Genomic DNA, 22,163 nt, shown 5'->3' on the forward strand with positions numbered 1-22,163 from the left:
TGCTCACCCCAAAGGGTGATTTCGGTGTTTGCAGTGCCATGGGAGTATCTGGCCATCAACGCACCGCACTGGCAGCGGTGCCTTCACTTGAGACGGCAGGCCCACAGTGACTGATCAATTGCTTTCGCAACAGTGGTTCGAGCACCAGGCCAAGGTCACCGAGGCGATCGGCCAGCCGGGCTTTGCCGCCACCCTGTTTGCTGCGCTTGGGGTGATCCGGCCGATCCAGGCGACCACGGTGTACCTGTACCCGCACCACGGCATGCCCTGCGCACTGTTCGAGCAGGATGACAAGGCGCCCTGGCAGCCCGAGGGCAATGTCAGCCGCTACCTGTCCGGCTTCTATCTGCTCGACCCGTTCTACGGGGCTTGTGTGGAGCAGGTCGAGTCCGGTTGCTACGGCCTGTTCGAAGTGGCGCCCGACCAGTTCGAGGTCAGCGAGTACTACCAGTCGTTCTACCGGCACTCGCACCTGGAGGATGAGCTCAACTACATCCTGCAGGTCGCACCCGGGCAGAGCCTGGCGGTATCGCTGGCGTTCACCGACAAGCTCGATGGGCAAACCCGTGCGCTGTTCGGGCGTATCACGCCCTGGGTGCTGGCGCTGCTCGGCAAGCACTTCGCCGGGCTGGACAGCCGCGCCGGGCGCTTCGAGAACATCCTCGAGCAGCGCATCCACGCGGCCCTGAACAACTTCGGCAGCTCGCTGCTGACCGAGCGTGAATGCCGTATCGCCCAGCTGATCCTGCGTGGCCATTCGACCAAGTCGCTGGCCGAGCGCCTGGGGGTGTCGGAGGACACCATCAAGTCACACCGCAAGAACGTCTACGCCAAGCTCGACATCGGTACCCAGTCCGAGCTGTTCTCCCTGTTCATCGACGCGCTGGCCAATGCCCAGGGCGTGCTGGGCAAGGACCCGCTGGAAAGCTACATGGGCAAGCTGCGCTGAGCGCAAGCCACCCTGCAACCCACCGCAAAGGAAAACCAACAATGAATGCGCCTTTCGCCCCGCAACGCCAGACCCGCGACTACCAGGCAGCCGATGCCGCGCACCACATCCATGCCTTCCTCGACCAGAAGGCGCTGAATGCCGAAGGGCCGCGGGTGATCGTCGGTGGCGAACGCCTGCACCTGTGGGACAGCGAGGGCAAGCGCTACCTGGACGGCATGTCCGGCCTGTGGTGCACCCAGCTCGGCTACGGCCGCCGCGACCTGACCGTCGCCGCCGCCGCGCAGATGGATCAGCTGGCCTACTACAACATGTTCTTCCACACCACCCACCCGGCGGTGATCGAACTGTCCGAGTTGCTGTTCAGCCTGCTGCCGGGGCACTACAGCCACGCGATCTACACCAACTCCGGCTCCGAGGCCAACGAGGTGCTGATCCGTACCGTGCGCCGTTACTGGCAGGTGGTCGGCCAGCCGAACAAGAAGATCATGATCGGCCGCTGGAACGGTTACCACGGCTCGACCCTGGCCGCCACGGCGCTGGGTGGCATGAAGTTCATGCACGAAATGGGCGGGCTGATCCCGGATGTGGCGCATATCGACGAGCCATACTGGTACGCCGAGGGCGGCGACCTGACCCCGGTCGAATTCGGCCGCCGCTGCGCCCTGCAGCTGGAGGAAAAAATCCTCGAACTGGGCGCCGAGAACGTCGCCGGCTTTATCGCCGAGCCGTTCCAGGGGGCGGGCGGCATGATCTTCCCGCCAGAAAGCTACTGGCCCGAGATCCAGCGCATCTGCCGCCAGTACGACGTGCTGCTGTGCGCCGATGAAGTGATCGGCGGCTTTGGCCGCACCGGCGAATGGTTCGCCCACGAATACTTCGGCTTCGAGCCCGACACCCTGTCGATCGCCAAGGGCCTGACCAGCGGTTATGTGCCCATGGGCGGGCTGGTGCTGAGCAAGCGCATTGCCGAGGCACTGGTGGAGCGGGGCGGGGTGTTCGCCCACGGCCTGACCTATTCCGGCCACCCGGTGGCAGCGGCGGTGGCCATTGCCAACCTGAAGGCGTTGCGGGACGAAGGCATCGTGCGCCAGGTGAAGGACGATACCGGGCCGTACTTGCAGCGCATCCTGCGCGAGGTGTTTGCCGATCACCCGTTGATCGGCCAGGTGCAGGGCGCCGGGTTGGTGGCGGCGCTGCAGTTTGCCGAGCACAAGCCGACGCGCAAGCGCTTCGCCAACGAGAATGACCTGGCCTGGCAGTGCCGCACCTTCGGTTTCGAGGAAGGGGTGATCATTCGTTCGACCCTGGGCCGGATGATCATGGCGCCGGCACTGGTCGCCAACCACAGCGAACTGGACGAGCTGGTGGAGAAGACCCGGGTAGCCGTGGACCGCACGGCGCGCCTGGTCGGCAAGCTCTGAACCGCTGACCCCTGTGGGAGCGGGCAAGCCCGCGGACACCGGCGAAGCCGGTGCCATCCACCGCAGCGCCTGATTCGCGGGCACACCCGCTCCCACAGGAACCGCGTAGCCCCCTGTCAACACTGCTCCAACAGTACCAGGAGTACAAATGTACACCCTCGAATTCTGGCAACATCGCGCCTCGGACCTTTACTTCCCGGCCACTGCACTGATCGACGGCAAAGCCGTCAACGCACAGGACGGCGCCACCTTCGCCGCCATCAACCCCGCCACCAACAAGGTACTGGCGCAGGTCACCGCCTGCGGCCAGGCCGAGGTAGACCTGGCCGTCGCCAGCGCCCGCCGGGCGTTCGAGCAAGGCCCGTGGCCGCGCATGGCCCCGGGCGAGCGCAAGAAAGTGCTGCTACGCCTGGCCGAGCTGATCCTGGCCCATCGCGAAGAACTGGCCCTGCTGGATTCGCTGAACATGGGCAAGCCGGTCATGGACGCCTACAACATCGACGTGCCGGGCTCGGCGCAGGTGTTCGCCTGGTACGGCGAGGCGCTGGACAAGCTGTACGACCAGGTGGCACCCACCGCGCCCAACGCGCTGGCAACCATCACCCGCGAAGCCCTGGGCGTGGTAGCCGCCGTGGTGCCATGGAACTTCCCCCTCGACATGGCCGCCTGGAAGCTTGCCCCGGCACTGGCTGCCGGCAACAGCGTGGTGCTCAAGCCTGCCGAGCAATCACCGTTCTCGGCCCTGCGCCTGGCCCAGCTGGCGCTGCAGGCCGGTGTGCCCGAAGGTGTGCTGAACGTGGTGCCGGGCCTGGGCGCGAGCAGGCCGGGCAGGCGTTGGGCCTGCACCCGGACGTGGATTGCCTGGTGTTCACTGGCTCCACTCAGGTGGGCAAGTACTTCATGCAGTACTCGGCACAGTCCAACCTCAAGCAGGTGTGGCTGGAGTGCGGCGGCAAGAGCCCCAATCTGGTGTTCGAAAACTGCCAGGACCTGGACCTGGCTGCGGAAAAGGCGGCATTCGGCATCTTCTTCAACCAGGGCGAGGTGTGCTCGGCCAACTCGCGGCTTTACGTGCAGCGCTCCATCCATGACGAGTTCATCGAGCGCCTGCAGGCCAAGGCCCGCCAATGGCTGCCAGGCAACCCGCTGGACCCGGCGAGCCGTGCCGGTGCGATTGTCGATGCCGGGCAGACGGGCCGGATCGAAGCTGCCATTGCCCGCGCCGGGCAGGAGGGGGCGCGGTTGCTGTGCGGCGGTCGGCGCCTGACAATCGACGGTTCGGACAATTACATCGAGCCGACCATTTTTGCCGGGGTCGATGGCCATATGAGCCTGGCGCGGGAGGAGGTGTTCGGGCCGGTGCTGGCGGTCAGTACCTTCGACAGTGAAGAGCAGGCGGTGCGCCTGGCCAACGACAGCATCTACGGCCTGGCGGCGTCGGTGTGGAGCGATGACTTCAACCAGGCGCACCGGGTAGCGCGGGCGCTGAAGGCCGGCACCGTGTCGGTGAACACGGTCGATGCGCTGGATGTGACAGTGCCGTTCGGCGGCGGCAGGCAGTCCGGGTTTGGCCGCGACCTGTCGCTGCATTCGTTCGACAAGTATTCGCAGCTCAAGACCACCTGGTACCAGTTGCGCGCCTGATACATCCGGTCTTGCACCGCGTTGGATTCTTCGCGGCTAAAGCCGCTCCCACAGGTACTGCACAGGCTCAGGTGCTGCACGGTCGCTGTGGGAGCGGGCAAGCCCGCGAAGCAGGCGACGCGGTGCCCGGATCATTCATGGCGTTGCGTTAATTTTCGTTGCCAACCCGGCAGAAAGCTCGGGTCCGCTCTACACTGCTGCCATGGTGGGGTAGGGCTATGTGCCACTACACCCTCGTCTTACTGCCTGCGAATGGCTTCGGCCTGCATGATCGTCCTGGCTGCCCCGTCAAACCGCCATACATGGAGTACCTGAGATGGGCTGCGTGTCGAATGGTCGTGCTACTGGCAACGCCGAACGTGGCATTTCGCTGCAGTGGCTGGTGGCGCTTGCCATCGTACTAGGCATGCTGTTACTCGGCGCTGCCCTGGCCTGGCAGGGTTATCGCAGCATTCGCCAGACCTTGGTGGCCGCAGCGGGTGATGCTGCCCAGCAAATTGGCAAGACCATCGATGAGCGCGCCCGGCGCCTGATCGACCCGGTGCACAGCAGTATCCGCCTGCTCGCCCACAACCCGGCTGCGCAAAACGCGGCAGAGCGCCTGCAAAGCTTGCCGCAACTGGTCGAGACGCTGGAAGCCAACCGCATGCTCAGTGCTGCCTACACGGGTTACCCCAGTGGTGATTTCCTGCTGGTGCGCCGCCTGCGCGACCCGCAGCTGCTGCAGCGTTTTGCTGCGCCGCCGGGCACTGCATTCCTGGTGCAGAGCGTCAGCCGCGAGGGTGGGGCGGTGCAGGGTGAATGGCGTTTCTACGACCGCGCACTGAACCTGCTGCAGGCCCAGGCCAGGCCCGAATACCGCTACGACCCGCGCCCGCGCCCGTGGTTTGTCGAAGCCAGCGCCCAACCCACCACGGTGCTGACCCACCCCTATGTATTCTTCACCACCCGCGAGATCGGCCTGACCATGGCCCAGCGCAGCGTCGACGGCGGGGCGGTGATCGGTATGGACGTTTCGGTCGACGACCTGGCCAGCGAGACCCAGGGCCTGCGCATGACTCCCGGTACCGAGATCGTCGTGGTCGACGATCAGGGCAGCGTGGTGGCCTACCCGGACCTGCAACGGGTGATCGTGCACGAAGGGCAGGCCGTGCGCTTATCGCGCATCGGTGAACTGGGCATCCCCAGCCTGCAGCACCTTTACGCCGACCTGCCGCAAGGCACCCGGCCGCAGGCTTATGAGGTCGACGGCCAGACCTGGTATGGCATGCGTGTGCAACTGACCAACCTGGCCGGGCAGGACCTGCAGGTGCTGATTGCCGTGCCAGGCAAGGAGTTGCTGAGCGGCGCGCGCACGGTGCTGTTCGAGCAGCTGCTCTGGACCGCAGTGCTGATTACCGTGCTGCTGGTGCTCGGTGGTGTGCTCGGTCGGTGTATCGGTCGCCCGCTGCGGCGGCTGGCCGAACAGGTGCACGGCCTGGCCGGTTTTGATTTCAGCCGCGACGTTGGGGTGCGCTCGCGGGTGTCCGAGGTGCGCGAACTGAGCCGCGTGTTGAGCCGCATGTCCGGCACCATCCGCAGCTTCCAGGCGATTACCCTCACGCTCAGCCGCGAGCGCGACCTGGAGCGCATGCTCGACGGTGTGTTGAGCCATCTGGTGGAAGCCGCAGGGGTCAATGCCGGCGTGGTGTACCTGTTCGATGCCGAACACGCATTGCTGCGCCTGGCCGCCGCGTGCCGCGGCGAGCAGTACCCGGGCGAGCTGGCCGTGGATGAAACGGCCCGGCAGCAGTTGGCCGCGGCGGTGATCCAGACCCTTGGCCTGCACGAACGCAGCCTGGCCGTGGTGTTGAATGACCGCAGCCAGGCGTTGCTGGGCATCCTGGTGCTGCAACTGGACGATGAACAGGCGCGCGAGCAGTTAGGCGAACCGTTCCGGCGCTTTGTCGAGGAGCTGTCCGGGGCGGCGGCGGTGGCCATCGAGACGCGTCAACTGGCCGAAGCCCAGCAACGCCTGCTGGATGCCATGATCAAACTGCTGGCCGACGCCATCGATGCCAAGAGCCCTTACACCGGCGGCCACTGCGAGCGGGTGCCGCAACTGGCGCAGATGCTTTTGGACCAGGCGGTGGCGGCCGACAGTGGGCCGTACGCCAGCTTCAGCATGACTGCTGCCGAACGCTACGAATTCCGCGTGGCGGCCTGGCTGCACGATTGTGGCAAGGTCACCAGCCCCGAATATGTCGTGGACAAGGCGACCAAGCTGGAAACCTTGTACAACCGTATCCACGAGGTACGCATGCGTTTCGAGGTGCTCTGGCGGGATGCCGGGCTGGCCTATTGGCAAGGCCTGGCCAGCGGGGGCGACCCACAGGCGCTGCAAGCCACCCTGGCGCGCAGCCAGGCGCAGCTGCAGGATGACTTCGCCTTCGTCGCTCAGGCAAACATCGGCGGCGAGTTCATGCACGACGCCGACATCGAGCGCCTGCAGCAGATTGGCCAGCAACGCTGGCAGCGCCACTTCAACAACCGCCTGGGCATTTCCCGTGATGAGGCGGAGCGCTTTGCCGACCAACCAGCGCCTGCGCTGCCGGTTGACGAACCACTCCTCGCGGACCGGCCTGAGCATTGCGTGCCCTGGGGCCCCCGCAAGCCGCCGGTGACCAAGGGCGACCCGCGCAACCGCTGGGGCTTCGACATGCGCCTGCCAGCCTGCGCCAGTAACTATGGCGAGCTGTACAACCTGGCGATCCGTCGCGGCACGCTGAATGATGAGGAGCGCTTCAAGATCAACGAACATATCGTGCAGACCATCATCATGCTCAGCGCCTTGCCGTTCCCGCGCCACCTCAAGCGTGTTCCGGACATCGCTGGCAACCACCACGAGAAAATGGACGGCAGCGGTTACCCGCGCCGGTTGGGCGAACAGGACCTGGGCATTGCCGAGCGGGTGATGGCGATTGCCGATATCTTCGAGGCGCTGACCGCGGCCGATCGGCCTTACAAGGCGCCGAAGACTTTGTCCGAGTCGGTGAAGATCCTGGTGGGCATGGCTCGCGACGGGCACATTGACGGGCAGTTGTTGGAGCTGTTTCTCAGCAGTGGGGTGTACCGCCAGTATGCCGAGCGCTTCCTGCGTGCCGAGCAGATCGACGAGGTGGATGTGGCGTACTGGTTGGGGCAGATGCGTTGCCCGGCCTGAATTGCCCAATTGGCGCAGCACTTTGGTCTGGAGCAGCAGTCATGTGATGCATGCTCTGGCCTCTTCGCGGGCACGCCCGCTCCCACAGGCCCTTGCACCGTACCTGTGGGAGCGGGCAAGCCCGCGAAGAAGACACCGCGGTGGATGGCACGGGCTTCGCCCGTGTTTGCGGCGGTTCGACGCCTCGACAAGCCCGCTCCCACAGGGCACGGCCATCAGTGATCGCTCACCTCATTCATACTCCTGCGCCCCGGCAATATGTCGACCGGCCACATAGCCAAAGGTCAGCGCCGGGCCGAGGTTAATGCCACCCGACGGATACCAGCCGCCAAACACGCTGGCCATGTCGGTACCCGCCGCATACAGGCCTGCGATCGGTTGCCCGGCCTCATCCAGCACCCGGGCACTGCCGTCGGTACGCAGCCCGGCAAAGGTGCCAAAGCAGCCGGGCTGTACCTTCACCGCATAGAACGGCCCATGCTCGATAGGCGCCACGCAAGGGTTGGGCCCCTTGTGCTGCGGGTCCCCCTGCTTGCGGTTGAACGGTGTGGAACCACGGCCGAACTCCGGGTCCTGGCCATTGCGCGCATGGTGGTTGAAGTCACTGACCGTGGCGCGCAACCCTGCCGGGTCGATGCCGCAGGCCTGGGCCAAATCCTCAAGGGTTGCACCTTCCCTGAGGTAGCCGCTGCGAAGGTGCGGCCACACCGGCAGCGGCGCCGGGCGGGCATGCCCCAGGCCATAACGACGCAGGAAACGGTGGTCGCAGACCAGCCACGAGCACACCTCTTCGCCCTGTGGCACCGCCGCGATCATCGCTGACACATAGTCGTAGTAGCCATGCGCTTCGTTGACGAAACGCTTGCCGTTGGCCAGCACGCCGATGATGCCCGGTTTGCCGCGCTCGATGATGTGCGGGAAGTGGCCAACACTGCCGTCGCGGTGCGGTACTTGCGAAACCGGCGCCCAGGCCACCGGCGACTTCAGGTCGATGGCGACCACGCCGCCGACCGACTCGCCCAGGCGCAGGCCGTCACCCGAACAACCCTTGGGGGGCAGGGCCAGGTTGTCATGGCCGCTGGCATCGCGCGGGAACAGTTGCCGGCGCCGGGCGTTGTCGTTGGGGAAACCACCCGCTGCGAGCACCACAGCCTTGGCACGGATCAGTTGCTCGCCCTGTGGGGTAGCCACCAGCGCCCCGCGTACCTGGCCATCCTCGACCAGCAGGCTTTTGGCCGGCGCCGATTCCTGCAGGCGCACGCCCAGGTCCTGTGCCGACCTGGCCAGGCGGGCCACCAGCGCCACGCCGTTGACCAGGTGCATCGCCCGGCCATACCGCGCCAGATGGTACAGGTGGCGGCCAAAGCGTTTGCACACGTGCAGCAAGGCTTTGGGCGAGCGGGTCATGTTGAGGAACGCGGCAAGGTCGGCACCGGCCATGATCGGCATGCCCATGAACGAAGTCTCGCGCAGGGTCTTGCGCAGGCGTGGCAGCAGCGCGCCAACCTCGCGGGCATCATAGGGGGCGGCGATCACCTGATGCCCGCCCTCGGCAGCGCCTGGTGTGTCGCCATGCATGTCGGGGATACCGTTGCCGTCGGCAAACTGCAGCGCCGTGTGCTTTTCAAAAAACGCCACCATGTGCGGGCACGCCTCGAGAAAGGCGTCGACACGCTCGGCGTTGTAGTACGCCCCTAGCTCATTGCGCAAGTAGGTACGCGGCTGCTCGATGTCTTCCTCGATGCCGGCCCGGCGTGCCAGCGGGTTACGCGGCACCCAGGCCCAGCCGCCGGACCAGGCGGTGGCGCCGCCGAACACGGGTTCCTTTTCCACCACGATCACCTTCTGCCCATGCCAGGCAGCCGTCACCGCCGCAGCCAGCCCGGCGGCACCAGAGCCTATGACCAGTACATCGCATTCGGTTTCGTAGGGAGCGCAAGGCATTGCGGGTTTCCTGTATTGTTATTGGAACAAGGTTCCACATTCTTATTGGCAGGCAATCGTGTCGCAAGGGTGTGACGGCCCTGGCGAGCAACTAGCGGGCGATAACCGGACAGTTCCTGCCGTGCCAGCGGCGACAGCTACCGGCGGTGTGGAATCATCTTCTAGAATTCGCAAAAAATTTCAGGGACCTGTGTCATGGCTGGTAGTCAGATCGAACGCGCCTTCAGTCTTGTAGAAAGCCTTACCGGTGAGCCGCAGGGGCTGCCGCTGCAAACCCTGGCCGAGCGCCTGGACATCCCCAAAAGCGCCGCCCATCGCATGCTCACCGAGCTGGTGCGGCTGGGCTACGTGCGGCAGAACCGTGACAACAGCCGCTACCAGCTGTCGGCCAAGCTGGTGGCGCTGGGCTTTCGTTACCTGGCCAGCAGCGGTGCCGACATTATCCAGCCCATACTCGACCGCCTGGCCCAGGACAGCGGCGAACTGGTGCGCCTTGGCGTGATCGACGGTGCCCGCCAGACCTGGATCGCCAAGTCCCAGGGCGCCCGCTCCGGGCTGCGCTACGACCCGGACATGGGCCGCGACGCGCCGCTGTTCTATACCGCCTCCGGGCATGCCTGGCTGGCCAGCCTGGACGATGACCAAGCGCTGCAGATGGTGTTGCGCCAGGGCATTGCCGACCCGGCGCAGTTCGGCCCGAATGCGCCACGCTCCACCGATGAGCTGCTTACCTACTTGCACCGCGCCCGCGAGCGTGGCTATGCCTGGGTCGAGGAAACCTCGGCGATTGGCACCTCGGCCTTGGCTGCGGTGGTGCGCCGCCCGCAAAGTGATGAGGTGATCGGAGTACTGAGCATCGCCGGGCCCAGTGCGCGCCTGGCGCAAACCCGCCTGGCAGAGCTGGCGCCGCTGTTGCTGGCGGCGGCGGAGGAACTGTCGGCGGCCAGCCGGGCCAGCGAGTTGTTCGCCTGACGGTGCATTTCCGGTCGATTACCGCACAGTCTGTTCTGCCGGTTCTTCTGAAAAGCTGAACATGGTTCTAAATTGTCGAATATGGATTATGGAACGAAGTTTCAGAATCCATATGACAACAATGACAAGAGGACAGGCTGTTGAACTCACCCCTTCGTATTGCCCTGATCGGCGCCGGCATCATGGGTCGCCAGCATTACCAGCATCTGCTCAATGTTCCGCAGGCCCAGCTGTGCGCTGTGGCCGACCCGGGTCCGCAGGCTGAGGCCTTCGCGGCCGAATGCGGCGTGCCCTGTTTTGCCGACCACCGCCAGATGCTGGAGCGCGTGCGCCCCGAGGCAGTGATTGTCGCCAACCCGAACAACCTGCATGTCGCCACCGCCCTGGATTGCGTCGAGGCTGGCGTACCGGTGCTGGTCGAGAAGCCGGTGGGTGTGCATCTGGATGAAGTCCGCGCATTGGTGGAAGCCTCGCGCCGCCAAAATGTGCCGGTGCTGGTCGGCCATCACCGCCGGCACAACCCGCTGATCGCCAAGGCCCACCAGGTAATCAGCGACGGCAAGCTGGGCCGGCTGATCAACGTCACCGCGCTTTGGCAACTGCAAAAGCCCGACAGTTACTTTGAAACTCCTTGGCGCCGCGAGCCGGGTGCTGGCTTCCTGCTGACCAACCTGATCCATGACCTCGACCTGCTGCGCCACCTGTGCGGTGAGGTGGTGCAGGTGCAGGCGTTCACCCGCAACGATGTGCGCGGTTTTGCCAACGAAGACAGCGCCGCGGTGCTACTGCAGTTTGCCAATGGAGCATTGGGCAGCCTGACCGGCTCCGACGCGGTGGCCGCACCGTGGAGCTGGGAGCTGGATTCCGGCGAAAGCCCGGTGTACCCACGTCAGGATGGCCAGCCATGCTACCTGCTGGCCGGCACCCAAGGGGCGCTGAGCATTCCGCAACTCAAGCGCTGGCACTACGCCGAGGTGGGCTCGGGCTGGCATACGCCGTTGTTGCAGAGCGAGGAACGCATCCCCGCCGGCGAGGCATTGACCCTGCAACTGCAGCACTTCGTGCGGGTTGCCCGGGGTGAGCAGGCGCCGCTGATCGATGCCGCCGACGGTGGCCGCACCCTGGCGCTGATCCAGGCGATCCGCCAGGCAGCGGAAACTGGCCGGGCCTGTGCGCCCGAGCACATTGCCTGAGGTGTCTGGTGACGATAATGACTGAGCGAATTTTTTCCCTGGCGGCGCTGACGGTGCTCGAACTGTCCCCGCCGGACATGGTCGAGGCAGCGGCCCGCGCCGGCTATAGCCATGTAGGCCTGCGCCTGGTGCCCGCCACCGATCAGGAGCAGCATTTCCCGCTGGTGGCCGATGCCGGCCTGCGTCGGCAAACCCGGGCGCGCCTGCGCGACACCGGCATCCAGGTGCTCGACCTGGAAATACTGCGGCTGAAGCCGGAAACCTGCGTGGCCGATTTCGAACCGATTCTGGCGGTGGGTGCCGAGCTGGGTGGCACGGAGCTACTGGTGGCTGGCAACGACCCGGATGAGGCGCGTTTGAGCGAGCGCTTTGCCGCGTTGTGCGACCTGGCGCTGGCTTATGGTATTCACCCGCATCTGGAGTTCATGCCCTGGACCGATGTGCGTGACCTGCGCCAGGCCATGCGGGTGGTGGCCAACGCCGGCCGCGCCAATGGCTGCGTGCTGGTGGATGCCTTCCACTTCAACCGCTCCGGGTCTTCATTTGGCGACCTGGCGCAGCTGGCGCCGCAGCGCATGCGCTATGCCCAGCTGTGCGACGTTGCCGGCCCGGTGCCGGCCGACATGGACGAGATCCTGCGCCAGGCACGCAATGAACGGCGCTTCCCGGGGGAGGGCGATGCCGACCTGGTCGGCTTGCTGCGTGGCTTGCCGCCAAATGTGCCGTTGAGCCTGGAAATCCCCACACGGCAGTTGCTTCAGCAGGGCATCAGTGGCGAGCAACGTGCGCGCATGGCGCTGGAGAAGGCCATGGCAGTGTTGGCCAGAGTCTGATTGAGAGAACGCGGCGCATGGCACGGGCTTCGCCCGTGTTCGCGGGCACGCCCGCTCCCACAAGCTGCACCTGATTCACTGACCTGGCAGGGGCCTTGGGAGCAACTGTCTTGCTCAATTTCTAAAAGGTGGCGCGATCCCTGTGGGAGCGGGCGTGCCCGCGAACACGGGCGAAGCCCGTGCCATCCACCGCGCCGCCTGTTTCGCGGGCATGCCCGCTCCCACAGGTACGGCGCATATCTTGACTCAGGCGCGACCTCACACAGTGGGTGTATCAGATTGATCAAAAAAAAAGGGCCCGCGAGGGCCCCGTAGAGGTAAGTGGCCAGCGCGTTCAGACGCTCTCGACCTTGCGCGGCGCCATGAAGTACATCCACACCAGCGCCAGGAAGTACATCGCCGGGATCATGGTGAACAACACGGCATAGTTGTTGTGGGTAGCGGTCAGTACGCTACCGACGATCTGCGTCATGAACATTCCGCCAATCGCAGCGCACATGCTGCCGAAACCGAACACCGTACTCACCAGGTGCTTGGGCGTGTAGTCCATCACCAGGCTCCAGATATTCGCCGTCCATGCCTGGTGTGCGCCCACCGCCAGCGAGATGGCCGCCACCGCGACCCACAGGCCACTGGCGTTGGCGGCAAGCGTGACGCTGACCATGGTGCAGGCGAAGATCAGCATCGACACCAGCCGCGCCGTGGTGGCGCGCACGCCGCGGCCGATCAGCCAGGAAGACAGGACGCCACCGCCGATGCTGCCGAAGTCCGCCGTCAGCCAGATGATGATCAGCGGGATGCCCATCTGGGTCACATTGATGCCCAGGTTGTACTGCTGGTTGAGGAACGGTGGCAGCCAGTACAGGTAGAACCAGAACACCGGCGCGGTTATCGCGTAAGCCACCGCGAACGCCCAGGTGCCCCGCAGGCGCAGGATGCGGCGGAACGGTACGCGGGTCGGCTCGGGCTCGTCGTCCTGCTGGATGTATTCCACCTCGCTCTGGCGCACGTGTGGGTGATCCTCAGGGTTGTAGTACTTAAGCAGCCACAGCACCACCCACACCAGGCCAAGGCTGCCCATGGCGATGAACGCGGCCTGCCAGCCCCACACTGCCAGAATCAGCGGCAGCAGGGCCGGCGTGACCATGGCGCCGACGTTGGTGCCGGCATTGAACAGGCCGGTGGCGATGGCCCGCTCGCCCGCCGGGAACCACAGGCGCACGGTCTTCACGCAAGCCGGATAGTTGGCGGCCTCGGTCAGGCCGAGGATGAAGCGGCAGACCATGAAGCCGGCGGCCGAAGTGGCCAGACCATGGGCGCCGGTGGCCAGGCTCCACAGCAGCACGGCGAAAAAGAACGCGCGTTTTACCCCGACCTTGTCGATCAGCCGGCCCTGCAGCAGGAAGCCGACCGCGTAGCCGACCTGGAACCAGAAGTTGATGTTGGCGTAGTCCATCGCCGTCCAGCTCATTTCCTTGGCCAGGACGGGCTGCATGATGCCGAGCGCGGCACGGTCGATGTAGTTCAGGGTGGTGGCGAAGAACACCAGGGCAAGCATGCCCCAACGGGTTTTGCCGACGCCGAAGGCGCCGCGAAGCTTGTCGCCGATCGAACCCTGGGGCATTCGGGGGGCGGCGGGGGTGATCCTGGAGTTGTTCATAAACTGCTCTTTTCTTGAAATTGTATTCAGCTGCGGTGCTACGGATACGTGGCCGGGTCCCAGGCAGGGGAGCACGCAAGGCCGGTGCATGGTGAGCAGTGGGGACGGCAGCGTCAATTCAAGGGAAGGGCTAGTGTTCGGTTATCGAACGGTTGCGTTGGCCTGCGGGTGACGCAACGGGTCAACGTATATAGGGGGGAGATGGCGTGGCCGCTTGTTGCTCACTACCGCAGGCTGGTCGTGTTCGGGGTGGGGCATAAATTGTCGCCAGAGCAATCAGAACCATACCGTTGCCCAGCGTTCGACCTCCAGGCGGCCGTATTGCTGAATCCACATTTGAAGGGTTTTGTGTGAGGTGCTTTTTGCTTCTACCACCTCACCGGTATACGGGTTTACGTAGTATTTGCTTTGCCGCGACCTGAAGCGTGGGAGTGGTGGAGGTGGTAACCACGGGTTTTGAGTCTTATAGCTGTCACATTCACTGATGGCCAGGACATGAGACAAGTCGAATTGGTATTCATCGAGCAGCGCGTGGAGCTTGCTTTCGAATTCAAATTCGCGCTTTAGGTCGGGGTTGATTTTTATGAAGGAGAGTTCGTTTTTTTTGGCAGCGAGAAGGCGCTCGAGTGCACGAAATTCAGCAAGTCTGGACATGTCGTTTCTCCAACGGTTGATGGATGTAGTGTTAGTTGGTGTTAAGGGGGAATGCAAGTAAAGAAATAATTTGTGAAATGTTTTTCGGTGCCTGGGGTGGTGCTGCCGTTATTGGGTTTGTTTGGTTTTTAGTTGTTTATGTAAGTTTATTCCTACCTGGCAATATTTTGTGAGCTGGTAGGGGCATACCTGTGGAAATCGACTCGCCGGTGATGGGCCGCAGGGCGGCCCAGAATGCTCGACTGACAGGCTTCAGCCTATGGCCTGTTTATGTCCGGGATTTGATGTCAGCTGTAACCACTATCTTCCAGGTGGCTGGCTTATGCTGTTAATCAATGAGCCAGCCTGGATCTCCCTCAACCAGAGTTCCTCCGTGGCTGGTTGTGTCTCCTTCCCTGGCCGCGGGTTGTCCCTCGATGATCGTGCAGGCAGCGCCTGTTTCGATGACGGCACCGCAACTGATGCGGTCGCCCACACGTGCGACGGCCCTGCCATCGACGAATGTTGCGCTTGCGCCTGTTTCCACGGTGCCTTCGCCATGGAGCGGGCAGCTATGACGGTGACCTACGAGTACGATGGGTTTCATTTGCGCTTCCTTTTGCTTGGTTGGACAGTGGTCTCTTCGAAGGCTTCTGCTGGTGGTGGGGCCGCCCGGACGTTGAACAGCCGACAGACGCCGTACCAGCAGATGGCGACGGAGAGGTTGTAAGGGAACAGCACGGCCCAGAACGGCAGTTGCCAGTTCTTCTTGCCTTGCATTTCACCGGGTTCGCCGGTTCGCCAAGGGGCGTAGTGGCGCCAGGCTTCTGCCGGGGTCAGGCAGATGGCATGCAGCGGCTTGTGCCACCAGTTGGGTTCGCCGGGCGGGGGGAGCTTGTCCGGGCCGTGATCCATGAAGTGGCGGAGGTATTCCCAGACTTCGGCAACGTGCTTGACGCCGGGTTCGGTGGGTTCGTTGCTGTCAACCCAGAGGCAATCTTTCTGGTGGAGACTGCCGTCTTCTCGGCGAGGGGCGAAGGCGAGGGCGTAGCTCGTGCTGAAGGATGAACCACCGAATTCTCTGCGTTTGAACAAGCCGCCTCTGATGTTGTACCAGTCAAAGGTAAACACCTTTCCCACTCGTTTGTAGTAGACTTTCTTCGTTAGCCTGTTCAGGTAGATATCGGAGAGGTTTCTTATGAAAAATATTCTGTAGGCTAAAAAGGGTGTAAAGAATGAACGGTAAAATAATCTGCATGGCAAGGAATGCGTAGGCGCCATCAAGCTCATAGTTTATCGAGGCATCTAGAAGGTGTGAATAAGAAAAAAAGGCTGTGCCGATACACATTGCGGTATACATCTTGCCCATGAATACAGAGTCAGTAACCCATGGGTTTCGCAAGCGCAGAAGGAAGCTGGTTGTGCCAACCAATTGTCCTGAAATCTTCGGATCTATGTTGGTTTTTGTTTGTGGGTTGAATAGCCATGTGGTTGCCATAGGATTATCTCTCGATAAAGAAGACGGTGCTGGAGCTGATAGAGGTAGCCAGGCAGGGATTTAGGCGGTAGCTGATTGATAAGTTTGCGTTTCTGGATTTTTCTCTGTGAGTCTTATAATGTAGTACGAGGCCTGTAGGGGTGAAGTAACACTTTGGCGCGGTCGTAAGTGTTGTTGAGTTTCCGTCGGAGTCGTTGACACTTAGTGTGCCAGACCACTCGCTTTGTCCGATTGCAAAATTGGGTAGTAGTATGGTGAACTCTATCGTGGGCACGTCTTGAGATACTTGGCTGTGTATAATTGTCGCCCAGTCCGGCGTTGGCCATTGGCTGTTGCTGCCAAGACTTGTTTTGAGCGCTCCCAGGTTAAGTCGCGTTGACTGTTCTAGTGAAAGTGCTACTGGAGCATACGTTTCAGCATACCATGACTCCATTTCTTCAATAATACTGGTGAAGCGAGGAAGCTTCTTTTGAAAGTCTAGAGTTAAATTAGGTCGGATTTCTCCATCGTTTTCTCTAGTTCCAAAAATGCACCTGCTTGCCCATAGCTCTATCGGGGTGTGTAAGCGTCCATGCGCTTTAGAAAAGAGATATAGTCCGGCGACTATTAGTGTGGCCCCCGTCAACACGATTCCCGCTGCAGCCCAACCTGCAAAAGGTATAAGGAATGTCGGGCCGGCGATGGCTAAGCTTCCTTCTAACATAAGGGCGGAACCTATGGAGGTTGTTGCGCCACTAGTTATGCTATATAAGCCGGAAATGGAGTCGCCGTTTTGTAATTGACGCCATCCCTTGGTGAAGTCAGATAGAAGACCAAAAAAAATCGCCGGATAGCCTGATGCTCTTGTAAACAAATGACTGCCTAATAGGTTTACAATTCCGTTACTAAAGCCCATGCCCGGTGCCGTAGCACTTAATCTCAACATCACGGCTTTCTGTGCTGCCCGTACGCTGACCAATGTCGCCGATGCAGCACCGATCACCCCGAAAATCGATGAAGCGAACCCCATGGTGTATTCCGGTGCATCGCTCTGCTGCAGGCTGTTGTAGGCAGTCTTGAGCGAAATCACGTTGAACCACAGCATCCCCGCGTTCAATCCACCGCCAACGCCTGCTGTCAGTAACCCGAGAAAGTTGGGTTTGACGCGCACGGTAGTGGTCATTTCGATTGATACCGTTCGGCTTCCCGAGATGCGCAGTTGTTTCATCTCTTCAACCTGCGCCATGCCGCTCTTCAGGTACTTCTCCACCTCCTGACTGAACGGATTATCCCGAATGGCCTGCCCGGTGATCTGGTAGCGCGCTGCCAGCAACCCCAGCGCTTTCTCGGCGTTAGCCTCACGCGCCGCCAACAACACTTGCTGACGCAGGCCATGACTGGAATCCCACCTGGTCTGCCCACGCAGGCGCTTGAGCACCACGGTGGTGACCGACTGGGCGGTGAGGTCGGTGATGTCAGCCATGGCCGGAAAGCGACCCGCCAGCCCTTGGATCACGTTATCGCTGGCGCCGAGCAAGCTGCCAACCGCATCCGCCTTGTCCTTGAACGGGTTGAACGGCGCCAGGGCGGTGTACAGCGGGCTGCCGTGCTGGTCCAGCCACTGCTCAAGGCGTTCGAGCCGCGGGTCCTGTTCTTCGGTACCGGGCGCCGGTTGGCCCATCGACTGAATCAGTAACGCCAAAGATATTTCCAGCCCGCGCGCGGACGTGATTTCGTCGCGGTCGTAGCAGGCCAGGGCCGCGGCCAGGCTGTAGGGGTTATCGACGTGTTGAGGTTCGGCGGTCCCGAGCCAGGCGTCATGGTCGTGGCTGGCTTGCAGGGCCTGGTTGCGCAACGCAATGATCCGGCGTTCCAGTTCATCCCGCTCGGTGAGGAAGTGCCGGTACTTGGCGAGGTCGAGGCGCTGTGCCAGGCGGGCGCCGTTGGGGGAATAGTCTTTGTGGGTGAGGGCCTGAAAACGTGACTCGGATGGCGACAGGGCGGGGCCGCGACGCTCGGTGCCAAGCCGGAACTCGGCCAGTTCCAGTGAAGGGGCATCCGCCGGGTACAGGCTTTCCAGCGTCTTGTTCAGCAGCAGAGCCACCAGGTTGCGGTGATGGAAATCGCGGCTTTGCACGCTCAGTTGCTCGGCATCCAGTTTGTAGCACGCAGGCACGCGTTCCTGTTCGGGCCCTTGTGCCGGCTTCATGTGCTGCAGCTGTTCGGCGGGCATCAGGTCGCGCAGTTGATGCTGGTAGGCCGACACCGTCAGGCTCAGGTCCAGGGCCATGCCTTCGGCATCGGTGAGCGCCACCACTACCGGTACCTTCGGCTGGGTGTAGGGGTAGTGTCGGCCGATGGCAACGAGGTTGCCGATGGGCAAGGTTTCGTTGATCGGGTCGCTGCTCCAGGTCAGGGGCATGCGCCGCTCGGTCGGCTTGAAGTCTTCGACCCAGGTTTGCAGGGCGCTGACCGGCAAGACATGGGGCTGGGTTGAGGGAGCCTGGTTGCCGGCTATCAGTTCGGCCATGTCCAGCTGGCGCATGTGCCGTTGGCGCAAGGCTGCTGAACTGGTGATTCGGGCGGTCATGGCGTTGCTCCACAGGTGCGGGCTGTAGCCGATCCACACTTCCTCGGCGGTATCGGGGCAGGTATCGGCCCACACCCAGCCCATGCTGCGGCTGGACAGGTAGCGGTCACGCCGGTGGTAGTCGTCCAGCCCGCGGTAGCGCAGTTCCTTGTAAAGGCCCGCGCCGACGTACTCGTGAATGACCAGCTTCTGGCCCAGAGCGCCTCGCATGAACACGTAGACATAGCCCGGGCGCAGCGCGCGCAGGGTGTAGGCAGAGTGTTGCAGCGGCCCGAAGCCTTGTTCGAGGTTGAAGCCTGCATCGGCATAGCGGCAGGCGGGCATATCGCCGGTGCGTGGCACGATGGCATAGCGCACCGGCAGGATGGGGATGCGTGCGCTACAGGCAGGGCCGGAGGTGGCGCTGCTGACGGAGGCGTCTGTCATGGAAGCTCCTTGCTTGGCATTAAACTTCCTTGCTCATGAAATAAAAGAACTAGTCAGCCTAATCGCTCTAAACCAGTTGCTATCTTCATGGACATAAAGTCATGCGTTATTGGCGGATATCCTGTGGGTGACCGCGCTCTTATTTTTTGACGGACTGTGTGTTGGAGGAAAGTGCTTGCCTCTAATTGCCAAGGTTAGGCGTGGTTGCCGAGTGACAATCGTAAGACAATGCCTCGACTAACGCTTTTGAGTCGAGGTCGAAAGTGTAAGGATATATTTGAGTGAGTCGATGGCTGCTCGAACAGCCTTCAGGAGGGATAAATAATGCGGACAAGTTTGTAGGAAATATCTTATTTTATGTTTCGTCTATATATATTTAGTTCTTGCACTTGGCCATTACCACCTGGCAAGTCTTGGGTGTGCCCCCTGACCGGCTTGCATAGCGCACGCAGTTGTTCAGCGATTTCTGCCGGGCAATGCTCAGGGTATTGCCCCACGCCAGGCCGCCTTCGCCGGTGGTGGGGACGGCTTTGGCGAAGCAGTTGGAGCCTGTTGCGGGCGTCGCATACCGGGCCTTGCTCGCCTTGCTGGAACAGCCGGCGGTTAGCACCAGGCTGAAGGCGAGGAGGGTAGCCAGCGCCCAGGGCGTATATGGGCGATTCGGTTTACTGCTCATAGGTTCTCCACATTGATGGGCAGGACTTTGCAATCGTCAGCAAGGTGCTGTCCCTGTTGGGCGGTTTTACCGGCGAACAGCGGCAAAGCCGGTGCCATGAACTGAGCAGGATATTGCATTCAAGCGAAGCGGTGAACGCTTGTGTTGTATCAGATACAGCGGGGGCTTGCACCAAGGCAGAGCCCCCGCGGGCGTAGCGATCAGAAGCGGTAGTTGAAGCTGGCTTCCAGGGTACGTGGTGCTCCCGGGGTGATCAGGTCTACCGAACCGTGCGCGGACGCATAATAGTCACGATCGAATACGTTCTTCAGGCGCAACGCAGCATCCCACTGCGGCACGCTGTACAGCAGTGCGGCGTCGAAGGTGGTGTAGCCCGGCATCACTACCACGTTGTCGAGTGCGGTGTAGCGCTCGTCGACGTAGTTGGCGCCGGCAGCCACGCGCCATTCCGGGGTCAGGGTACGCACCAGCCAGACGTTGGCACTGTTTCGCGGCGTCAGGGTAGGGGTCTGGCCTTCGTTGGCCACGCCGTTGGTCTTGCTGTTGGACTTGGTGATCTCGGCATCCAGGTAGGCGTAGCCGGCGTAGATCTGCCACTTGTCCGTGAGCTGCCCGCTGACGGTGGCTTCGAAGCCGTCGGTGCGCTGCTCGCCGGCCAGCACGGTCAGGTTGGGGTTGGCCGGGTCGGCGGTTTTCATGTTGGTGCGTTCGAGGCGGAATACTGCTGCGGTCACCGACAGGCGGCTGTCGAGCAGGTCCCACTTGGCGCCGATTTCGTAGTTGGTGGTTTCTTCCGGCTCCAGGTGCTGGTTGGTCGGGCTGACCGCGAACACTTCGCCCGAAGGCTGGTAGCTGCGGCTGACCGACACGTAGTACGACTGGATGTTATCCGGTTGGTAGACCAGGCCGGCACGTGGGCTCCAGGTCTTGTCGGTACGGTCGAGGTCGACGTTCTGCGCGCGGTCGTCGTCGTACTCCTGGCCAAAGATGTCATAACGTACACCGACAAGGGCCTTCCAGTGCTCGTTCAGTTCGATCATGTCCTGCACATACAGGCCGGTAGTCTGCTGGAAGTTGGTGCCCTTGGACGACAGATTGGCGGCGTGCTCCGGCACCGGCACCAGTGCGTCGCGGTACACCGGCACCTGGGCCACGTTGTTCTGGCTCAGCACCCGCTGGTGCTTGTCCTGGAAGCCTACTTCCAAGCCATACAGCAGGTTGTGCTGCATACCGGCCAGTTGCGCCTGTTGCTTGAGTTCGGTCTGGTTGAACATGCCGTACTCGTCGCGGGCGACGTTGCCGCGGTTGAGCTTGACCAGCAATTCGCCGTCGGGCGCGGTGATGAAGCGCGTCGGGCTGCTGTCGGCCAAGGTGTTGTTGCGGTCCAGGTCGTAACGGTAGTAACGGCTGGTGTTGGTCAGAGTGAAGTCGTCGTTGATGCGGTAGTCCAGGCTGGCAGTCAGCGAGAACACTTCGCTGCGGGCGTAGTCCTGGTCGGCATCGCCGGAGCCGAAGCGCTTGTCGCGGTCCACATCCACCGGGCGGTTGCCCAGCGCCGGGATGCCGAAGTCGATCAGGCGCTTGTCGTACAGGTAGGTGGCGCCCAGGTTCAGTTCCAGGTCGTCGGAGAGGCGGAAGTAGGCCGATGGCGCGATGGCCTTGCGGTCGATGTAGCCATCGTCGCGGAAGGTGTCGCTGTCTTCGAAGGCACCGGTCACGCGGTAGGCCTGGTTGCTTTGCGGGTCGGCCCATCCGGTGTCGAACTGGGTGCGGCGCTTGCCTTCGCTGTCGAAGTTCATGCCGATTTCGCGCTTGGGCGTGAAGCTTGGTTTCTTGCTGATGCTATTGATCAGGCCGCCCGAAGAGCCACGGCCATACAGCACGGCGGCAGGGCCCTTGATCACCTCGACCCGCTCGATGTTGGACAGGTCACGGAAGTACAGGGCGTCGTCGCGCACGCCGTCGATGTACATGTCGCCAATGGCACTGAAGCCGCGGATGGTCACCTGGTCGCGCTGGCCGTCACCGTTGGACAAGCCAACGCCTGGCACGTTCTTCAACACGTCTTCCATCGACTGCGCACCCTGGTCCTTGATCACGCTTTCCGGCACGACATTGACGGTCTGCGGGATGTCGCGCAGTGGGGCGTCGATCTTCATGGCGCTGCGACTTTCGCTGGCCTTGTAGCTTTGCTGCTCGTAGGCGCTGGTGACGGCAGTGGCGGGCAGGGCCAGGGAACCCTGTGAGTCAGGTTGAACGGCTGCGTGAACAGCAGGTACTACCAGCAAGCCCAGCACGGAAATGGATGCCGGGGCAACAGACTTTTTTGCCATTACAGGTGACTCTTTGTTGTATTTTGGAAGTCACGAATAGTAATGATTTGTAAATGTAAAGCAAGTGTAAAGAATTCGCATTTGCTTTCGCAAGGGCGCCGATGATGAGAAAGCGACGAAATGCGTCGCAGCAGGAAGGCGACTGCAAGGTGGCAGGCAAGGGCTATGCTTGTTGGCGCGTGAGCATTTCACGCACTTATCCGGTCT

At 62.4% G+C, this 22,163-nt stretch carries 13 protein-coding genes and 2 pseudogenes; 7 read left to right on the forward strand and 8 right to left on the reverse strand.

Annotated elements, in window-relative coordinates; translation table 11 throughout:
• The first annotated feature begins 106 nt into the window (after positions 1-106).
• The 4 genes and pseudogenes from QIY50_21900 to QIY50_21915 all read left to right on the forward strand — a co-directional run bounded on the left by QIY50_21900 (position 107) and on the right by QIY50_21915 (position 7,219).
• Positions 107-949, forward strand: a complete 843-nt coding sequence (locus QIY50_21900) for a helix-turn-helix transcriptional regulator (protein WGV19935.1) — start codon at positions 107-109, stop codon at positions 947-949.
• 41 nt (positions 950-990) lie between these two features.
• Positions 991-2,373 (forward strand): aspartate aminotransferase family protein, encoded by a 1,383-nt coding sequence (locus tag QIY50_21905; protein ID WGV19936.1) that lies wholly within the window; start codon positions 991-993, stop codon positions 2,371-2,373.
• 148 nt (positions 2,374-2,521) lie between these two features.
• Positions 2,522-4,017 (forward strand): annotated as a pseudogene (locus tag QIY50_21910) (aldehyde dehydrogenase).
• 316 nt (positions 4,018-4,333) lie between these two features.
• Complete coding sequence (locus QIY50_21915; protein WGV19937.1) at positions 4,334-7,219, forward strand: HD domain-containing phosphohydrolase; 2,886 nt, start codon at positions 4,334-4,336, stop codon at positions 7,217-7,219.
• A gap of 231 nt (positions 7,220-7,450) precedes the next feature.
• Here QIY50_21915 and QIY50_21920 read toward each other — a convergent pair whose 3' ends face one another.
• The gene (locus tag QIY50_21920) at positions 7,451-9,163 is read right to left on the reverse strand and encodes an FAD-dependent oxidoreductase (protein WGV19938.1); all 1,713 of its coding nucleotides are present in this window, start codon (positions 9,161-9,163) and stop codon (positions 7,451-7,453) included.
• A gap of 195 nt (positions 9,164-9,358) precedes the next feature.
• On the opposite strand from QIY50_21920, the gene QIY50_21925 reads away from it, so the two are divergent.
• The 3 genes from QIY50_21925 (at position 9,359) to QIY50_21935 (ending at position 12,161) form a co-directional block, all read left to right on the forward strand.
• Positions 9,359-10,135 carry an IclR family transcriptional regulator gene (locus QIY50_21925; GenBank protein WGV19939.1) on the forward strand — a complete coding sequence of 259 codons (777 nt, stop codon included), beginning with the start codon at positions 9,359-9,361 and terminating at the stop codon, positions 10,133-10,135.
• Between the two features lie 140 nt (positions 10,136-10,275).
• A complete protein-coding gene (locus QIY50_21930) occupies positions 10,276-11,328 on the forward strand; it encodes a Gfo/Idh/MocA family oxidoreductase (GenBank protein WGV19940.1) in 1,053 nt (350 codons plus the stop codon).
• Positions 11,329-11,345: 17 nt separating this feature from the next.
• Positions 11,346-12,161 (forward strand): sugar phosphate isomerase/epimerase, encoded by an 816-nt coding sequence (locus QIY50_21935; GenBank protein ID WGV19941.1) that lies wholly within the window; start codon positions 11,346-11,348, stop codon positions 12,159-12,161.
• 334 nt (positions 12,162-12,495) lie between these two features.
• Here QIY50_21935 and QIY50_21940 read toward each other — a convergent pair whose 3' ends face one another.
• The 7 genes and pseudogenes from QIY50_21940 to QIY50_21970 all read right to left on the reverse strand — a co-directional run bounded on the left by QIY50_21940 (position 12,496) and on the right by QIY50_21970 (position 21,956).
• Positions 12,496-13,821 (reverse strand): MFS transporter, encoded by a 1,326-nt coding sequence (locus QIY50_21940; GenBank protein WGV19942.1) that lies wholly within the window; start codon positions 13,819-13,821, stop codon positions 12,496-12,498.
• Positions 13,822-14,097: 276 nt separating this feature from the next.
• Positions 14,098-14,475 carry a DNA binding protein gene (locus QIY50_21945; protein WGV19943.1) on the reverse strand — a complete coding sequence of 126 codons (378 nt, stop codon included), beginning with the start codon at positions 14,473-14,475 and terminating at the stop codon, positions 14,098-14,100.
• Between the two features lie 328 nt (positions 14,476-14,803).
• Positions 14,804-15,061, reverse strand: coding sequence for a PAAR domain-containing protein (locus tag QIY50_21950; protein ID WGV19944.1), 258 nt, complete (start codon positions 15,059-15,061; stop codon positions 14,804-14,806).
• Positions 15,058-15,952, reverse strand: a pseudogene (locus QIY50_21955) (hypothetical protein). Before QIY50_21955 ends, QIY50_21950 begins: the two are co-directional and overlap by 4 nt.
• Before the next feature lie 4 nt (positions 15,953-15,956).
• Complete coding sequence (locus tag QIY50_21960; GenBank protein ID WGV19945.1) at positions 15,957-18,947, reverse strand: T6SS effector BTH_I2691 family protein; 2,991 nt, start codon at positions 18,945-18,947, stop codon at positions 15,957-15,959.
• A 376-nt stretch (positions 18,948-19,323) separates the two neighbouring features.
• Positions 19,324-19,623, reverse strand: a complete 300-nt coding sequence (locus tag QIY50_21965) for a hypothetical protein (protein WGV19946.1) — start codon at positions 19,621-19,623, stop codon at positions 19,324-19,326.
• A 200-nt stretch (positions 19,624-19,823) separates the two neighbouring features.
• Positions 19,824-21,956, reverse strand: coding sequence for a TonB-dependent siderophore receptor (locus QIY50_21970; GenBank protein WGV19947.1), 2,133 nt, complete (start codon positions 21,954-21,956; stop codon positions 19,824-19,826).
• Between the last annotated feature and the right edge of the window lie 207 nt (positions 21,957-22,163).

It is taken from the genome of Pseudomonas putida (genome assembly GCA_029953615.1).
Classification (GTDB): Bacteria; Pseudomonadota; Gammaproteobacteria; order Pseudomonadales; family Pseudomonadaceae; genus Aquipseudomonas.